15 protein-coding genes and 3 pseudogenes are annotated in these 19,098 nt (G+C 34.7%); 15 read left to right on the forward strand and 3 right to left on the reverse strand.

The features are described 5' to 3' along the window. From ACP3VS_RS05395 to ACP3VS_RS05415, 5 genes and pseudogenes are all read left to right on the forward strand, one after another. Positions 1-435: pseudogene (locus tag ACP3VS_RS05395) on the forward strand (T7SS effector LXG polymorphic toxin); the annotation flags it as partial. A gap of 3 nt (positions 436-438) precedes the next feature. Next, complete coding sequence (locus tag ACP3VS_RS05400) at positions 439-861, forward strand: hypothetical protein (RefSeq protein ID WP_426388439.1); 423 nt, start codon at positions 439-441, stop codon at positions 859-861. Between the two features lie 1,156 nt (positions 862-2,017). After that, positions 2,018-2,362 (forward strand): annotated as a pseudogene (locus ACP3VS_RS05405) (deaminase domain-containing protein); the annotation flags it as partial. A gap of 19 nt (positions 2,363-2,381) precedes the next feature. After that, the gene (locus ACP3VS_RS05410) at positions 2,382-2,600 is read left to right on the forward strand and encodes a hypothetical protein (RefSeq protein WP_426388440.1); all 219 of its coding nucleotides are present in this window, start codon (positions 2,382-2,384) and stop codon (positions 2,598-2,600) included. Between the two features lie 372 nt (positions 2,601-2,972). Next, positions 2,973-3,179, forward strand: a pseudogene (locus tag ACP3VS_RS05415) (transposase); the annotation flags it as partial. A 123-nt stretch (positions 3,180-3,302) separates the two neighbouring features. Here ACP3VS_RS05415 and ACP3VS_RS05420 read toward each other — a convergent pair. From ACP3VS_RS05420 to ACP3VS_RS05430, 3 genes are all read right to left on the reverse strand, one after another. Then, a complete protein-coding gene (locus tag ACP3VS_RS05420; RefSeq protein ID WP_206700958.1) occupies positions 3,303-3,638 on the reverse strand; it encodes a histidine kinase in 336 nt (111 codons plus the stop codon). 125 nt (positions 3,639-3,763) lie between these two features. After that, the gene (locus ACP3VS_RS05425) at positions 3,764-4,357 is read right to left on the reverse strand and encodes a C39 family peptidase (RefSeq protein WP_426388442.1); all 594 of its coding nucleotides are present in this window, start codon (positions 4,355-4,357) and stop codon (positions 3,764-3,766) included. Positions 4,358-4,527: 170 nt separating this feature from the next. Continuing rightward, positions 4,528-4,863, reverse strand: coding sequence for a hypothetical protein (locus ACP3VS_RS05430; protein ID WP_426388443.1), 336 nt, complete (start codon positions 4,861-4,863; stop codon positions 4,528-4,530). A gap of 1,236 nt (positions 4,864-6,099) precedes the next feature. Here ACP3VS_RS05430 and ACP3VS_RS05435 point away from each other — a divergent pair. From ACP3VS_RS05435 to ACP3VS_RS05480, 10 genes are all read left to right on the forward strand, one after another. Further along, complete coding sequence (locus ACP3VS_RS05435; protein ID WP_426388444.1) at positions 6,100-6,543, forward strand: SMI1/KNR4 family protein; 444 nt, start codon at positions 6,100-6,102, stop codon at positions 6,541-6,543. Positions 6,544-6,698: 155 nt separating this feature from the next. Next, positions 6,699-7,121: a hypothetical protein gene (locus tag ACP3VS_RS05440; protein WP_426388445.1), complete on the forward strand. Its 423-nt coding sequence runs from the start codon at positions 6,699-6,701 to the stop codon at positions 7,119-7,121. A 337-nt stretch (positions 7,122-7,458) separates the two neighbouring features. Beyond that, complete coding sequence (locus ACP3VS_RS05445) at positions 7,459-8,406, forward strand: ADP-ribosylglycohydrolase family protein (RefSeq protein WP_426388446.1); 948 nt, start codon at positions 7,459-7,461, stop codon at positions 8,404-8,406. Between the two features lie 26 nt (positions 8,407-8,432). Continuing rightward, on the forward strand, positions 8,433-8,807 hold the full coding sequence (locus tag ACP3VS_RS05450) for an SMI1/KNR4 family protein (RefSeq protein ID WP_012295114.1): 375 nt from the start codon (positions 8,433-8,435) through the stop codon (positions 8,805-8,807). A gap of 261 nt (positions 8,808-9,068) precedes the next feature. Further along, positions 9,069-9,227: a competence pheromone ComX gene (gene comX / locus ACP3VS_RS05455; protein ID WP_031417376.1), complete on the forward strand. Its 159-nt coding sequence runs from the start codon at positions 9,069-9,071 to the stop codon at positions 9,225-9,227. Next, entirely contained in the window at positions 9,200-11,554 is a 2,355-nt protein-coding gene (locus ACP3VS_RS05460; protein WP_051890862.1) for an ATP-binding protein, read from the forward strand. The genes comX and ACP3VS_RS05460 overlap by 28 nt, the downstream gene beginning before the upstream one ends. A 241-nt stretch (positions 11,555-11,795) precedes the next feature. Continuing rightward, a complete protein-coding gene (locus ACP3VS_RS05465; protein WP_012295111.1) occupies positions 11,796-14,666 on the forward strand; it encodes a hypothetical protein in 2,871 nt (956 codons plus the stop codon). 144 nt (positions 14,667-14,810) lie between these two features. Beyond that, complete coding sequence (locus ACP3VS_RS05470; RefSeq protein WP_012295110.1) at positions 14,811-16,112, forward strand: hypothetical protein; 1,302 nt, start codon at positions 14,811-14,813, stop codon at positions 16,110-16,112. Positions 16,113-16,436: 324 nt separating this feature from the next. Then, positions 16,437-17,660: an MFS transporter gene (locus ACP3VS_RS05475; RefSeq protein WP_426388447.1), complete on the forward strand. Its 1,224-nt coding sequence runs from the start codon at positions 16,437-16,439 to the stop codon at positions 17,658-17,660. Between the two features lie 22 nt (positions 17,661-17,682). After that, positions 17,683-19,098, forward strand: coding sequence for a M20 family metallopeptidase (locus ACP3VS_RS05480; RefSeq protein ID WP_031417383.1), 1,416 nt, complete (start codon positions 17,683-17,685; stop codon positions 19,096-19,098).

A 19,098-nucleotide genomic window follows, 5' to 3' on the forward strand; every position in this document is an offset into this window, starting at 1 on the left:
AGTCCGAAGCCGTCTAATACCCAACCATCACAAAATGGCTCGAATAAAAAGCCTACTGAGGATAAGGGTACGGGTAATATCGGGAATCAGACCAGAGATCAGGCCAGACATACTGCTCAAAATCAACTAAAAAATGGAGAAATTAGTATGTCAAATTTGGAATCAATGATTCCTTCGAATATTCCAAATTCATTTAAACCAACCGATACTATTACTGATGGAGCAAAATATGAATTTACTCTTGCCGATGGACAAAAGGCTATTATTCGGTGGCATTCTCCAGATCCTATAGCGGCAAGCAAATATCCAGGATCAGCATCAGGTTCAAGATGGACTGCACAGATAAAAATCGGAAATAAACAGCTAAAATCAGACGGAACATGGACAAAAAATCAATCTTTAAATGAGGTTCATATTCCAATAGAAGGGAAATAAAATATGGATATAAATGAAATTGAGAATCTACCTGATAGAATACCAAATGGAACACTAATATCAATGTTTCAAAATGCATTAGATCAATTTAGAAATAATAAAATAGAAAAAGATGGTTTTTTATTAATCCTTAGTCAACTAACAGACAGGCAAGTTATGACATACGAGTTATTAAGAAGTGATATACGAAATGATATTGATAGAACTCTCTCTAGATTATGGAATACAGATTCCTATGATGAAGTAGATATTATTCTTTCTATTGTAGTAAATCTCGGTCTAGAAATTTGCTTTAATAAAATAAAAGAATCACTGGAACAGTATAAGGATATAGATAAATCAATCCTAGATGAAATACAGGAAACAATAGATGAAGTAGGCGAGAATATCTCTAATCCGTATTATAGTTTGGAAAAATTTAAATAGTCTGTCACTAGTGTGGAATACCGTAAAATCCAAACTTACAATGTTTAAAGTCTTGATATCTTTGATCTAGGGAAGATAGTAATTAAAGATCCATTTTAAAGTATACAAATTGCTGAGGAGTACATGGATTAAATTTGAGGTACAAATAATGATATTTTGTATCAAGAGAGATTAATCTTGGTTTCCAAGCAAACACCTTGATTGGCTAAATGCCTTTCAAGGTTTTTTCTTAACCCAAAGAAGTTTGTGGTTAAAAAGTAATCTGATATTTGATTCGAAAACTCATGAAGGCTGGGCTATCAAGGAGTTCTATGTAAACATTGGTCTAGGAAGAAAAGTGTGAGAATTAGGCGAGATGACATTTTATATGCAGGAGGTAGTTTTGTATGGAATAGTGACTAAATAAACGATAATGACAAAGCTCTTGGCGACAAGGATATAAATAGTTTTTTAATTGTGTACAGTTAAAGATATCCTTGAATTTGAATTAATAACCCATGAAGGCTAGACCATCAAGGAGTGCTATTTTAACAATAAAGCAATAAGAGCGAGAATAGGCGAGATGACATTTTACTTACAAGGACCACTTATGGATGTCACAAGCAACAACACACGAGATTAAACAAGCTAAAGGGTTTAAACGTTACACTTGCCATGTGGTAAAAAAGATGTCATAATGTCAATACTAAAATAACTTATAAAACTTGCAAATATTAATAAACTTAGAAAATTTATAAACTTAGAAAATTTATAAACTTAAAGCACTTGATTGTCTATAACAGGCGACAAGTGCTTTTTTTGCATGTTTAAATACGTAAATTTAAAAAATTACCATTTAAGAGCATCAGTAAAATGCGAATAAAGGTCTCTTAGGCAGTGTAAAAGAAAAAGTCAAAAAGCAACTGCGTCAGCAGCTACGATCACCTCAGCAATTGGAGTTGGAACAGTGGAAGAAACACAACAACTTCAAGTCCGAAACCATCTAGACCCAACCATCACAAAATGGCTCGAATAACAAGCCTGATGAAGCGAATAAGGGGACGGGTAATCTTTCATATGCGCAAAAAGTAGATAAATATCAAGAAAGGACCCAGGTTATCCGTGATAATTTACCATCAAAATATAAGAAATATGGTAACGTTGGGTAGCAGATGTTAATATTTCTGGACTTAAGTCAGAATTTAAAGCGCATAGTAGAATTCATAAAGAATATGAAGGTGGTTTTTCATATGTCATTGGTGAAGGTAAATTTCCAGCTAAGTCAGTTAACCATACAGGAGAAACAGATGCGCCAATTGCGTTCTTAAAAGCTCATGATACTGAACGTAAAATCCTTGAAGATATATCAAGGCAATTAGGCGATGATAGGACTGTAAAGGGAACAATTGATTTATTTACGGAGTTACCTGCTTGTGGAAGTTGTACAGATATAATTTTGCAGTTTAGAAAAGAATATCCGAATATCAAATTAAATGTATACTCGGAAGAATTTAAAGATTAGAAGGGAATGTATAAAATCAATGTTGAGTAGTTATGAAGAGCTTAATCAATATGTCATAGAAGATTTTGATGAATTTTTAAATGAAGGTTTACCTATTTCACAAGTAACTGAAAAACTTCTTGAAGAATACTATAGGGGGATAGTGAAAAGTAAGGTTGAGAAATTAGTTATTTATTTAAGAATTGCACTTTTGAGTATTGAAAGAATTTATCTTCGTGAAGAATTAAAGCTGAGTTAATGAGTATGATAAATGAACTCGAATCAATACCTACTAAAGAGGAAATAGGTTCTGAAAATACAAAACAAGTTTTATTAGACATCGAAAGATTTAAAAAGAAATCTAAGGATGTTAATAAAAATTTATAGTATAGTAAGGAAAAATTAGAATTAGTTGAGGTAATAAACAATGCGGTGCCTTCTTATACCAACGTGTCCATGTTTTTATTTGAGTGTCATGACGAATATTAAGTTTCTCTAATATCTACTTTCTAGGAATACCCGGTGCAAACAAAGCCGTAGTAAGTACTGTAACACCTAACGGATACGGGAACAATTGGGAAAAACAAGCCATCGCCGAATCCTTTACTTCGGCTACTTTTGTTTGGAATTTATTTCAGAAGAAAAAACGAGTACCATTTATCGTCAGCAAAATTGACGTGGAACCAGCTTTTGGATTCTTGAAGGCTAATTTGGGTTCACTCGATTTTCTGTACGAGGAAAATCAAGGGTAGAAAAAGAAATGGGCCTCGCATTACTGGCCGTGAATTTAAGAAAGGTCACAGCCAGTAGGTATGGAGACAACATAAAAAATAGATAAACACTAATTTGAATTCATTCAAATTAGGATTTATCATTTATTGAAGCTTGTTATGTCCCAGCCTCTTTTTCGTGTGTATATTTAAAAATTTGAAATATACACTTTTTGCACCGTCATCTAGCTTTAATCATCTTGATTTTTATGATGATTTTTACGATTAAGCTCAGAAAGATCTTTTATAGAAATTAATGAATAGTCATCTCTAATTTTCACTTCAAAAAAGTAATAATCTTTAGTTACTACATCTTTTACTTCTATTTCAAACAACGCCATTCCTCTTCGGTAATTGTTTTCTTCAGATTTTAAATCTTCTCTACCAATGCCATAGTTAGTTTCCATATAGTTTTCCACATAGCTGTATACTATAGCGTTTCGAGATTTAGAATTAAAATAATTGTAACTAACAAAAATAACTACTATACAAAATAATAGATTAAAGATAATTATCTTTTTTTTCATTTTCCTCTCCTTCCCCCATATCAAGACTATATTTATTAATAATTACAATTTGTCAAACTATAAAAATTCGATTTTAGTGTCTTTACCTACCAATTTAACAATAAAGAAATTTTATAATAATACAATTAATTATTAATTGAAAAACTTACCATTGTTATAATTCCAGAGTGAACGTTATAGTTTATATCAGTTACAGTACTATTAGTACCTAACGATTGAACTCTTAACATTGTACCTGTTGAAGCGTAGATATATCCAAGTCCAGGTGTCCAGTGATAATCATATTCATAACTTGCATTAGGCTCCCATTTAGAAAACCATTTATCAAACTTTACTGCAACAGGTCTATTATTATCTATTTCAGTCTTATATGAGAAAAAATTATTAAAACTACTTGTTGTAGCTGCATATCCTCTTGCAATCGCTTCATTTTCTAGACCTGAACGCATCCCATTTACACTCATACCATAGAAAGTGCCTCCACGATTAGCATACATGCTATTAATAAATGCCCCTTTAGTTGAATATCCACTGTTCCAAACTTGTAATTTTGATTTACCTTTTGAATCATGCCAGTATTGTAAAATAACGGCTATAGTAGTAGGACCACATGCAGAAGTTTGGTAACTTGATTTAACATCTTTATCATATTGAGAAAATATAGGAGATGACAATAATTTCGAACCGTAACCATCACCCATAGAAGCTTTAGGATTCATCAATTGAATGTCTAAATCATGTATAATTTCATCTGTGGATAGATATTCATCTTCCGATTTAATATAGTCTATAATTTGATTTGTATCATCAGCACTAACTATACTAAAACCACCAAAATAGTAGTAATTGTCATCCCCTAATTTAAAGACATCTCTATTACCTTCTCTACCTAAAAGAACGGTTGAATTTTCTTTTGAATTGGAAATAATAGCGAAATATCTTGACCACTTAAACTTTCTATACCATAATATTTTGCTATGTTTATTCCATTAATATCAAAAACTTCTCTTTCCGACGTAATATTGAAGTCTGACGCCTCTAAAAAATATCCAATTTTCATATAATCATTCAATACAAAATTCGATTCAGACGAAACCACTGACTGATTTTGTTCTTCAACATTGGTATCCTTATTTTCTTCAGCATTTGCAGTAGATACTGTTAAAATTGAAAATAATAGTACAACAAAAAATATTCCCATATACCTCTTGGAATTATGAAACATTTTGAGCCCTCCACCTTATAGATTTTTTTTAAAACCTTAACTAAAATCGAATTTAATAGTTATAATCTTAATATTACTTTTTTTACATTAAAAGTAAATTAAGCGTTTATTGTATTTACGTTCTCTTCTTTCTTCAATCATAATCTCCATTCCAACTAAAATAGACTTAAATTTAAAATACAACTCATAGCTTGAAGTACTTGAATTATTAGAAAAGACGTATTTGGAGTGCAAAATAACGCTTCAATCAGATGCAATTTATCGATTAAAGCGACAGAAATAGGAGGGATACTAGTGAAAATGAATAGTGTTAATTTTCCAACCTCATTACTACAAGTAAAAAATATATCAAGGAGTGCTATTTTAATACTAATGTAATAAAGGCAAGAATAAGCGCGATGAAACTTTACTTTCAAGGACCAATGTGGATTTACGATGAAAATGGAGAGTTAGTTAATAATAATATTGCTAGTGAACATATAAATAGCCATCGATTGTTAAAGCATTAGATGCAATTCAAGAAACGCTATAATGTAGAGAAAAAGGAGCCACATCCTTCTATTCCGGGTGTAAACGATGTGAACTATAAGATAGCAAAACAAGAACGTAGCGTATTTACAAATGAATTCAAAGCAGCAACTCATAAAAAGACAGCTACGATGAAATGTGTTTACTGATGAACAAATGTATAAATATGGTCAAGAGGCAATGGATAACGGTACTGAATATTTAACAGAGGTGGGCAATAGGTAATACAAGGCACATCAAATAGATTAAAATTTGAAGTGTGGAAAAATTCAACTACAGGAGAAATAGAAAGAGTAAACCTAGTGTTTTAATAGGAAATATAGTAATTTGGAGGGAGGTAATCATTTAGATTAATTTATGAATTATTCACAAAACTAAAATTGTATTAGAGAGCATGATGTTCACACCTTATATCTTCTTACATTGAAAATAGTATAATACATTTTTTATTTTCCTCAATCAATCTCTCAGAAAATACCCTCTCATTCTCTTTTCCACACTTCGATAAAAGCCTCATGTTTATAGAGCAGAAAATAATTGAGCATCTTAGGGAAAAGTACACTGCTATCATAATAATATTGAGGTCATTTCTCACAAGGCGATTTGTCAAAGTTGTAATGTATTATTGGTCAATTTCAAAGGATTTTCCAAACATTAATATTACGAGAGTACAAATATTAGATGAGTAGAATATGGAGGAGATTTAGTATGAGCTTTAATAAAAGTAGTAATATAGAGGATTTCTTGGCATCCTTAGAGAACGACTCTTATCCAATGAAACCCTGCAGTAAGGATGATATATTAAAATTAGTAAAATTATCTCCAACTCGAACACTTCCTAAAACTTATTTGGATTTTATGAATAAAGCTGGTGATGGAATTAAATTTTTAGTTGGTACGGATTATTCCATGAAGTATATTTTTGATTTAAAAGAGTGGGCTATTGAGCTTTTGGAGGAAAATAACTCCATAAAAATACTCACAGATAATCAGTTTATATTTATGATGAACCAAGGATATATGTTCTGGTTTTTTAATCTAAATGATGGGGACAATCCAGCGGTATATTGTTATGATGAAAGTGTAGAATTAGATGATTTTAATAAGGTCAGTGATACTCTATCAGATTTTTTAATTTCCCTATACCATTGATAGAAATATATAAACTTAAAGCACTTGATTGTCTATAACAGGCGACAAGTGCTTTTTCATATTTAAATACGTAAATTGAAAAGCTCGCTTATTTAATTAGTGTACTAAGTGTTAAATTTTATACAAGTATTAGCATACAAGGGGAAGAAAATGCGATGGAAATAGAGGTTTCGATAGATAAGTTCATTATAGATTATAAGGATGTACCAGATTCAGCATTTTTACGTGTTTATATGGTCGGAGTGCAGAAATATCAAGTGAAAATGAAGATTTATAGTGGAACATATAGCTATGAGCTACACATGCGGAAAAGTGACGACGTATACATTCATATGTATTTTAAAAACTTTAGAGAAACAGAAGGTCACTTATATACCCTAAGGATTGAGACAAGGCCAAAGAATTACTCACATTTCAGAGAAATACTAGAGATGATAGGAATACAAGCAAGCCAAGTAGAATTTGTAAGCTGTGATGTAGCGTATGATATACAAACAGGCTTAGAAAATTTAGTGGTGATACCGACAGACGCATGGAGGAATATGACACACATTGATACCAATACGATATTTTGGTAGAAGCGACCAGCGTAAAAGGAGTAGTTACTGTAGAATTATGACAAAAGACTAGAGTTAGAAAGGAATAAAGGAATTTATTTAGCACATGAATTAAGTCGAATAGAAGTTGTGTATAAGGTAATAGAGCAAGTATTTGCTTAAAGACCTAATCAAACATCTGCCGAAATAGAATGGATATTATTTTGCGGCGATAGTCATAGATTGGGAAGAATTGAAGAAAAAATATCAAGAACGGAGGCATTACTATCAAGTTAGGACAGAAGGTGGGGGAAATTCGCATCTGCAATTATAGTCTACTTTATAGTATGTTAGGTAGAGAAGGGGGACATGTAATCCTATGGTAGATGCAAAGATGAAAGAGCGATTGTTTGCCACTTTATATGGTGGGATAGTTGGTGATTTGATGGGCGTACCTGTCGAGTTTAAGAAGCGGGGGACTTTCCATGTAGAAGATGTGATAGGGTATGGAACTTACAATCAACCACCAGGAACATGGTCAGATGATACTTCTTTAACGCTATGTTTAGTCGAAAACATGATTGAAAAAGGCGATACAGGAAGCTTAATGGATAAGTTTGTACGATATATGGAGCAAGGCTATTTGACACCTTTTGGGGAAATGTTTGATATTGGCATCACGACTGCTGAAGCTGTGTCAAGCTATAAAAAGGGAGTTGTGCCTGAGCAATGTGGAAAAACGGGCGAGTTTGATAATGGCAACGGAACGCTGATGAGGATTGCACCTTTAGTGTTTGTATTGATGAATGAAGGTGATTTTAACAAAAGAAAAGCGTTGGTCCAGGAATATACCATGATCACGCATGGTCATCCACGTTCAATAGTAGGGTCTATCATTTATATTGAGTTATTATTAAGTTTATATCGAAATAATTCACTGGAGCTTGCATTAAATGAGGTATATAACTTGCTGCTAAATAATTTACAGCGTGAATTGCATACAGAGTTAAATGCCTACAGTAGAATCTTTGATGAGAACTTTTTACGTATCTCTGAAGACGAAATTTATTCAAGTGGTTATATTGTCCACTCACTTGAGGCAGCCATATGGAGTGTTGGTCATGCAGCTACCTTCAAAGAAGCTATTTTAAAGGCAGTCAATTTAGGAGAAGATACGGATACTATAGCGGCAATAACGGGTGCTTTAGCGGGTATGTGCTATCAAATGGAGGGAATTCCAGCTGATTGGTTGAACGCAATTGTAAAAAAACAAGAGATTGATGATTTAATCGAAGCTTTTTATGAGTTTTGTTTGGTAAAGAATTGAAGAATCTTCAAAGAGGAGGTGACAAAATGTCTCCTTTACATAATATTGTTACTGGCAATCCTCCAGCAAGTGAGCATGATATTCTGCTAATAGAACAGACGATGGCTATTCATCTTCCACAAGAATATAAAAATGTACTGAAAGAGGCCAATGGTTTTGCACTTACGAATGGTGTTTTAATATATGGTACCGAGGAAATAATGGAAAGAAATGAGACTTGGGAAGTGAGTGAATATGCAAAAGGCTATGTTGCCATAGGGGATGATGGTGGCGGAATGGTCTTTTTAATGGCGTTAGAGAAAGAAGCTTGTCAGGTTTTTGTTGTGGATGTTGGCGATATGAACCCGCAGCATGCTATATTGGTCTCTTCCCAATTAAACAGGTGGCTACAAGAAGGTTAATACGGATTGAAAAAGTATAAAATGAAGAAGCTTGTTCCTAGCATTAGGAGCAAGCTTTTTCTATGTCAAACTATGGAGAACTAAGCAAATTCATTACATATTCTATTATATTATTGTATTTTTTAGAAAATTATGTTGAATTGTAGGTGAATGATGGTATAATCAATTTATAGTTACAAATATGGTTAATAATTCCTTTGTGTAGAGGTTTTATTGGATAATAATAGTAACTATAAAAAACTAATGAAATGGAGCGATTTTATGATTAACATGGTTCAATATTTAGAGCAAAATCCGTCGTTGGTAACATTGTTAAAAGAAAAGAAAGCTTCTCTTGTTGGTGTAACAGAACTGGAACAAAAGGCAATTTTGGATTCGTTTGATGAAGATGTATGTTTAGAAAGTACAATTTGGTATTAAATTTTAATTATAAAAAATGGTTTTGGCTTGCTGTAAGTACATATTTGGTAATTGGGCTTTATTTACTAAATGTTACATACAGCAAGCCTATTTTAAGTATGGATGTTCAAAACGAGAATGGACAATGGATTTTAATAGAGCCATATTATAAAGAATGGGCTGAAAAACATAAAATAAAAAAAGGCGATATTATTTTAGAAGTTGATGGAAAACAGATTGATAGTCTCCGTGATTTAAAGTACGAACCTGTAATTCGTGCCGCTAGAGAATTGACAATAATGAAAGATAATGGGGCTGTTATAAACCTAAATATTAAGTTATATGATATACCTGAACAATTTTTTTATGTTTTAATAGTTCCTTTTTGTTATTTCCTTCTTACGTTATTTATCACTTTATATTTGTATTATAAACAAAAAAATACAATTCTCTTAAATTTATTGATTCTTTTTATCTTAACGGTTTCCTTAGCTTATGTTAGTAGTGGAGCATCTGCTAGGTTAAATCTTTTAGGAATAATAATCAATCGAAGCAGTATGCTACTTTGTTTAGTTATACTATTACACTTTTTAAAAATATATTTTGAGTTTATGGATTTAAAATGGTTGTTTACTAAAAAAATTAATTTGTTTTATACGATTCCCATTGCAGGTGTGGTATTAAGTGTCTTTAGCAATCTGTATCCCTCTACTCATTTTGAAAATTCGTTCATTATTTTAAGCCTTTTTTTCTTTTTATTGCTGGTGATTCTAGGAATAATAATACTAGGATACATCAAATATAAAACGCCCCAGTTAAAAATATTGTTAAGTAGTATTATCATTCCATTTTTGCCGTTTTTATTTCTTTATGCACTACCTGAAATACTATTTCATAAACAATTATTAGAAGCTGATATATGTTCTTTATTTCTCATGCTCATTCCTTTAAGCTTCTTGTTCACACAACTTACAGAACGTATATTTGATATGGAGTACTTTATATCGAGAATACGCTATTACTTTAATTTCTCATTTGCTTTTACCATTTGGCTTTTGGGTGGTTTGTATTTATTGACGGATTTATCGATTACACGTATGACGGAGCTATTCTTTTTTACGTTTCTCTCCTTAATGGCGTTGTTTTACATTAAGGAGCGGGTTGATTATCGTAAGCGAAAGATTTTGTTTTCTACGAAAGGTGACTATATCCATCGCTTATATACGACCGTCGATAGTATAGGCAGAGTTGTGAAGATCGAGGATTTATTGGAGAAGTTTGTCCAGGAAGTTGTGCTCCAGCTTGAGATGGAGAGCGTTTATGTTCTCACGTATGATTTTCAAACACACCAAGTTACATTAACGAACAAATCCAAGGAATACAATCAACATCAAATTGATGAGGTTTTACTTGAGCGATTAGTTTTAGGGGATATTAAAAAGACAGATCATTTCTATATAGCCTTTATTCATCAAGATGCAAATTATAAAAGAATCCTTGTGGTGGATCATAATAAATCTATTTATCTGAAGGATGAGGAATTGCTATGGCTGGAATTGTTGCTGTTATATTTAAATAACTTTATTGAAAATACTAAAATGGTCGAGGACCTCTTAGATCAGTTAAAGCATATGAAAGAGGCAGATAATCGTCAGCTGCCCTGGCTCAATAAATTACTTTGGCTCCGTTTTGAGGAGGAGAAGTATCAGTTAGCCCAAGAGCTTCATGATACGATATTACAGGAGCAGCTTCATATTGCCAGAGAAATGGATGTCCTGATGCACATGAAGGATTCAGAAAATATACCCATTAAACTGAGGAAGCTCCACGAGCATATGATTACCTCTCTGAATGATTTACGAGGATACTGTGAAAATTTAAAGCCCCCTTTGTTAGATACATTGGGCTTAAATGCTGCACTTGAGAAGCTGATTCAAAAAATTCAAAAACGGGCTAATTTTGTATTGTTATATACTATAGATCGACTTTACTTAGAGGATGAGCGTTTAAATTTAATGATTTATCGACTGTTTCAAGAATTATTAAACAATGCGTTAAAACATTCCTATGCCAATACCGTTACCATCTATTTATTAAGCACGGAAGAAGGCTTTGAAGTTTTGTATAGTGATGATGGGGTAGGGTGTAATTTAGATGACATTATGCTGGCCGAATCAATGGGCATTCAAGGTATGCAAGAGAGGGTTCAGGCTTTTAATGGGAAATTCACATTAAACAGTAAGGTAGGAGAAGGGATGATGATTCGTATATGCGTAAGTGAAACTCAACAGCCGTATCCTTATGCGTATAGTACGCTGAACCGCCCTACTTATATGATTCGAGGATAAGTAGATGAACAGAAGGCATATATCCAATACAATTTTCACCTTTTAATCTCTTCATGTTTTTTTATGAATGTGGATTAGAAGGCTTTTGTTTTTTGAGTATAAACTAATATCAAAATATTGTTATTGTAGAGATAAGAATACAGGAGAATATACACTTTTTTGAATTCTTTCCCCTGAATAAAGGAAATCAGGGAGATGTGGCCGATATAATTCAATAGAAGGATTGAGGAGGTCAACTAATTTGAATAAAAAATTATTTTTAACAGCAGCAGCACTACCCGTAGCGCTTATTGTACCGGCTGTTGCAAGTGCAGAGGAAACGGTGACGGTCACGGGGCAGAATATTGTCAATGAAACATTAACGGTTCATCAATTACCCAATAATGCTATAGTTAATGCCTACCAATGGTATTATCTAGAAAAGGTGGCTAGTGAAGACGGTTCAAAAACGTCCACGAATAAACCGATTGCAGGAGCTACTTCTGCTTCGCTAAAGGTGCCAGTAGAAGCAGCGGGTAAAACTATTTTTGTGGAAGCCACTACAACTGAGGGAAAAAAATATCAAAGTGAACCAAGAACCATTAATGCGTTGAATCTTGCTATTACAACGCCAACGTTAGAGGGTTTTTCAACTTCAGATTTTGTTGCACCTGGCGAAACGGTGAAAGTAGCAGGTATTACTGTTACGGATAAGGCAGGAGCGACATTAACAAGTGGTCAAATTACATATAGTTATCAATGGTTTTATCAGCTAGGTGAGGGTGAAAATTCCTTTACTATTATTGAGGGAGCTTCAGGTAGCACCTATACCATACCGAAAGATGCGATAGAAAAGGGCATCAAAGATATTATTGTTAAAGTCAAAGCTCAGGTAGGCACTTCTTTTGTGGAATCTCCACGTTCTGAAGTGATTTCTATATCAAAAGAACCAACAGATACATTAACAAATGATATTAAGAATCTATTAGTGAATGATAACAAATACAATGTTACTGATATAAAGTCTTTCGAAGAAAAAATTAAGGCATTAGAAAGTAAGTATCAGGCTTTATCAGAGCCAGCTAAAGGGAATGTGTCGAATTATGCTGTCCTCAAACGAGCACTTGCAGATGTGGACCTTATCAATAAGTTAAATGAAAAAGTGGACAAGGTGGGTGGAATTAACGACAAAGATTTGCCTACCTACATTAAGGAGATTGAAGCGGCATACGATAAGTTCGATTTATTACAGCGTAGCTTAGATGTCAATGATGCTTTATATACGAGCATTAAGAACCTTTTAAATGAGCCAAATGATCTTGAGGAAATTAAAGAAGTCAGAAGACTTAATCTGGCCATCGTTAATTTATTAACCTACACAAATGGTATTGCCCAATATGTCCCTTCTGATAAGGATTCCTTGCAAGGTGTCGTGAATACGATTGAGGCAGATATCGCCAAATTATCCCAAAATTATCGTGGCGCTATTCAAAACCTAACGATTCTTAATGAGGCTAAAGCAGATATTAAAAAAGTGGAGCAATTTATTAAATCATTTGATAAATTATCATCCAATAATACGCCGAACAAGCAGGTCACGGTTGCCAAGTCTATTCGTTCCAACTATGAAAAATTAACGTATAAGCAATTAAAATTGGTGCCAGACAAGTACGGACAGCTTTTAGCGACAGCAGAGAGTGCGGAAGAAAGTCAAATTGCCACATTAAACAATGATATAGATAGCTATATTGGGGATGATATTTATCCAATAAACCCATCTGCTAGTTCTTGGCAAAGTCATGTCAATAATGTGGCTCGTATGGTAAAAGAATATAAGAGCTTAACAAAAGCATCAGCAGCACAAATAGAGGGATATGACAGTCTTATTACTTTACAAAAGGATTTAAAAACGGCTGAAAAAGTCATAAAAGATATGGATGCTTATCAAAAGCTTTCTGGCGTAACGGGTGTAACTGAAAGTAAATTGAATTCAAGCTATACGAATACATTAAAAGCTTATAATAAACTGACGTCTTTACAGCAATCGCTTGTCTATAATGCTGAAGAGTTTTTACTAAATACGCCAAAAGTTTCAGTGGATGGGAAAGTACCTGCTGATAAAGCTGCGGCAGAGGCATTGAAAGCTGATATCGCCAAATTTGCGGATGTCACTAAATTTACATTCAATCAATTAGAAAAAGCTGTTGATACGGCGGCGCAGTCCTATAAAAAGCTGTCATCTGGTGCAAGAAAATATGTAACCAATAACTATTTACTAACAGGTGCTCAGAAGGATATTACAGGTGTCAAATCTTTCTATAAAAAAATTCAAGCCGCTAAAGAAGAAACAGATGCAGCTAAACAAGCTAAAAAAATAGAGTCTGTGCAAAAAGCGTATGCTAAATTACCTGCTAATCAACAGCATTTAGCAAAAGAGCAATACGAAGCATTGTTAAAGAATCAAATTATTGATGAAAATGCACCAAATATAAAGCAATTGAATGATGAAATAGCTATGATTGTTGCCAATGATCAATATTTAGTGTCAATAGATAAAATTAATACACTTTCTAAGCAATACAGTAGCTTAAGCTCAAGTGATAAAAAGCTAATTACCAATTATGATATTTTAAAAGCGGCCATCGCAGATGTGAAAAAAGTAGAGTCCTTTATGAAGACCTATGATAAATCGTTTAGCGCTAACCCAAGTACTGTTATCAAGGCTTTTGAAAAGCTTACGTCTAAGCAAGTGAGCCTTATTCATTCAGATATCCAAAAATTAATTAGCGAAAAGCAACAAGGTCAACAACAAACGAATGAAAATGCTTTGACATTAATTGAATCAATCAATTCTCTCCTCGTCAATGGTGAGTATATAGTTGATCTAGAGGGTAAAGTAAAAGAAATTCGTACGGCATATGATGCATTGAGCGCTAGTGATAAAAAGATCATCAAAAACTATTCGAAGCTTACGCAAGCCGAAACTGATTTGAAGAAGGTTGCCGATGTCCATGCATTATACAAAGAGGATGGCGACGAGGCGGCTCGTAAGGCCTGGCAATCAGCTTATGGGAAGCTTTCCAAAAAATTAGAATTACTTTATAAAAACATGTATCCACAGGATATGAAATGAGGTAAGCCCCGAGAAATTCGGGGTTTTTCTTTATAAATTTTTTTATTTGTCTAGTAAATTGGTTGTCCGCTATACTATGAACAGAAGAGTAAAGAAATTTTTTACATAACCATTGTAGTTTCACAAAGAAGGTAGGAACAATAGATGTATAAAATAGGTGTTGTGGGTCCTGTCAAATCCGTCAATAGAATTATCGCTTTAGCCAGAGAGATTGAACAGGATATGGAATTTATTCCGTATATTTATTCTATTGCGACAGAGACAAAGCATCTTGTGGAGACATATAACCAAGATGTGGATTTCTGGCTGTTTTCTGGCTACATCCCTTATAAGATAGCGTGTCAAACAACAGTTTCGCACGATAAATTGGCACATATCATTTTTTCGGAGGCGGCTATTTACAGAGGATTTTTAGAGCAATCCTATCGACAAAAGAAGTTTATTGAAAATGTTAGTATCGACCTTATCCCTTCTCCCTCACAAATGGCTTCAGAGGGTTTAGCGGAGATCCAAAAAAATGTGAATAACATGTATTTAAAGGAATTTGATGTAGCGATTGATCCAAAAGAGTTGTTTGATTTCCACTATACTCTTTGGCAGGAGGGAAAGATTGATTTTGCTATCACTTGCTATCCTTCCGTAGATGAGGAGCTGAAAGGTCGAGGGGTTCCTTCCTATTGGGTATCTCCTACAAAAACAGAGATTTACCATACAGTCCAGCTGTTTACCGAAAAAATCAAAACCTCCTACTATAAAGAAACCCAAATTGGTGCTGTGATGCTTGAAATCAAGGACTTCGATTCCTTAAAGGAACGTATGAAGCAAGGGTATCGTATTCAATATTTAGAGCTACGTACCAAGGAACATCTACTGCAACTTTGTGAACAAATTGACGGTTCCCTCATTGAAGAAGGGAATGGAAAATATACAATTTTTAGTACAAGGGGAGCCATTGAAGGGCAAATTAAATTTCTACAGGAAAAAATGTATCAACTATCAATTGAAATGGAGGCCAAAGTAACAGCAGGTATTGGTTTTGCGCAAACCGTATTCAATGCGGAGCTACATGCTCATCGTGGGCTTAGACAGACCAAAGAAAATGAGGCCGTCGATATTGTGATGATTCAGGATGACGGTACGATTATTGAGTCGGTTGGACATATAGAAGAACTGTCTTATTCTTACCGAGCAGAAGACCCTGATATTTTAGAAAAGCTAAAAAAGGGTAATATTAGTATTAAAACGTATATGAAAATCCATGCGCTTGTGCAGAAAATGCGCTGGAAACATTTTACGACAAAGGATTTAGCGACACAGCTTCAAATGAGTGAAAGAAACGCACAGCGTATTGTTGCTGATTTATGTAGTGTGGATTTAGCAAGAATTTGTGGTGAAGAGTTACAGCATACGCGTGGTAGACCAATAAAAATGTATCAGCTTGTCTAGAAACTAAAAAGATGCTCCAAACCAGCCCATGGTTTGGGCATTTTTTTTTCTCAAATTTTAGGATTGAAAACAAAGGTCAGTTCATGAGTTGTGAGCTTTTTGAGGAAATCATTCATAGTGAAGGATGCGATTATCTATTAGAAATTTTCAAAAAAATATTGTATTTTTTGACTACTTTGATTATTATACGAATATATAACGAAAATGTCGGTATATAAAAGGGGTTTTGATTTTACTAGATTTACAAGGGGGCAAGAATCTTAAAGAGTAATCGTAGCGGTGATGCAATCACTGCCATAAAAAGGGATCATGGGAGGGATATAAATGACAACAAATGACGTAACGAAAAAATCTAGAAATGTCATCCTTGCACTATTATTTTTAGGCTGGTCTTTAGGGAACTTAGATCGCTATATTATGAACTACGCGGTCGTTTCAATTACAGGTGATTTGCAATTGGATGCATCTTCGACGGGTATCATTTTAAGCGCTTTCTTTTTAGGGTATGCCATTATGCAAATACCAGGAGGCTGGCTAGCTGATAAATTTGGCGCAAAACGAATCTTACTAATGGCAGTCATCATGTGGTCTATTTTTACGGGACTAACGGCTATTGCCTGGTCTTTAACAGCAATGATTGTTATTCGTTTCTTATTCGGCATTGGAGAGGGTGGATTCCAGCCGTCTAGCTCTAAAATTATTGCCACGATTTTTCCGAAAGAAGAAAGAGGAAGAGCGATGTCGATTATGCTTACCTCTGGTGGGATTGTTTCGCTAATTGTACCGCTGTTAGCCGCATATTTATTAGGAACAATTGGCTGGCGTATGGTGTTTATCATTATCGGGGCTATTGGAGCCATTATTGCTTATTTATATTGGAAATACATTCAGCTACCAAAAGCTGAAACAGCAGATGCTGCTGAGACAGGTAGTCCGACAGTCAAGGTAAGCTTTAAAGAACTATTGAAAACACCGCTGATGTGGAATTTGATTATTGCTTATTTCTGTATTTATGCGGTGAACTGGGGATTAGTATCGTGGATTCCAACGTATCTTCAAAAAAATCGTGGACTAGATTTAATGTCCATTGGTTGGGCACAAACGATTCCTGCCATTACAACAATTATTGGGGTGTATGGTAGTGGCTATATCATCGATAAGCTTCCAAAAGGAATGGAAAAGGTGTTAGGCTCCATTTCCTGTGCAGTGATCGGTATTTTACTGTATTTAATGTTTACTGCGAAAACGGTGACATTATTTATTGGCTATCAAACAGTTGTTTCTATTTTTATCGCATTTGTCATCACGCTACTACCCGTAATCGTTTTAAAGAAATTGCCTTCGTCTATAACAGGCTCAGCGATGGGGATTGCGAATACAGGCGGACAGCTAGCGGGGTTTGTTACGCCCATGGCTATTGGTTTTATGGTCGATGCCTTTAATGGTTCCTTTGATGCAGCCTTTTGGATGCTGATTGGATTCGCACTCATTTGTATTGTGTCGCTTGTGACGCTAAACGATCAAAAGGGAGCATTATTGAAAGCATAAAGAACAAATTGGAGGGACAATTATGAGATTTCAAGAGAAAATTTCTACATTGATTGAGGCAAAGAAGGAAGCGAGTGTGGCCTTAAGCGATGCGATTTGGGCAGTACCGGAGCTTCATTTTCAAGAGAAACAATCGATGCAATATATGAAAGAGGCACTAGAAAAAGAGGGTTTTCAAGCTGAGGTTGGCGTGGCTGGTCTTGATACGGCGCTGGTCGGAACATTTGGCTCAGGAAAGCCAGTTATCGCCTTTTTAGGGGAATACGACGCACTCCCAGGCTTGAGCCAAAAGGGTGGTGTTACCAATCATGAGCCTCTAGAGAATGGCGGAAGCGGTCATGGCTGTGGCCATAATTTGTTAGGAACAGGAGCATTTGCAGCAGCTGTTGCAGTAAAGGATTATTTAGAGCAACATCAGCAATCTGCAACCATCCGTTTCTACGGTTGCCCTGCCGAAGAAAATGGATCTGGTAAAGCTTATATGGCGAAAGCTGGCTTATTCGATGATGTAGATATCGCCATTTCCTGGCATCCTGGTACTTTTTCAACGGTGATGACTTGTAGCTCTCTTGCAAACTATGCCGTTACATTTAAGTTTACAGGTAAAAGTGCTCATGCAGCAGCTGCTCCTCATCTTGGAAGAAGTGCTTTAGATGCTGTTGAGCTTATGAACGTTGGGGTAAACTACTTACGAGAGCATATCATTCCAGAAGCACGAGTGCATTATGCTATTACAAACTCTGGTGGTTCATCTCCGAATGTTGTTCAACCATATGCCGAAGTTACCTACTTAGTGCGAGCACCTAAAAAGCAACAAGTGCAAGAAATCTATCAGCGCGTTGAAAATATTGCAAAGGGTGCAACGCTTATGACAGGCACTTCCCTAGAAATTGATTTCGAAGGTGCTGCTTCTAATTTAATAACAAATAAGACACTTTATGATGTCATGTATCAACAAATACTTGAAATTGGCATGCCAGACTATACAATAGAAGATGAACAGTATGCTCAGGCTATTTTCCATACGTTTTCTCCTGAAGTACAAGCCTCATCATTGGTCGGTCTACATAAAGGCGATGTACAACAATTACAAGGAAAAGTTATTGCTGATCATATTCCTCGTATACTCCCTGAATTTATTATGGGTGGCTCTACTGATGTGGGAGATGTCAGCTGGAATGTGCCAACTGTTCAATGTACAACAGTATGTATGGCATTAGGAACACCATTGCATACTTGGCAAGTTGTTTCTCAAGGTGTCACGCCAATCGCCCATAAAGGTATGCTACAAGCTGCTAAAATTATGGCGTGTACAGCGATTGAGTTATTGGCTAATCCAGTACTAATTGAAGAAGCTAAAAAGGAATGGCAAGAACGTCTTGATGGGGAGACGTATAAATCGTTAATTCCGGAGGGGACAATGCCTCCAAAGCTATAA

This window comes from Lysinibacillus sp. VIII_CA, from assembly GCF_049943995.1.
Lineage (GTDB): Bacteria > Bacillota > Bacilli > Bacillales_A > Planococcaceae > Lysinibacillus > Lysinibacillus pinottii.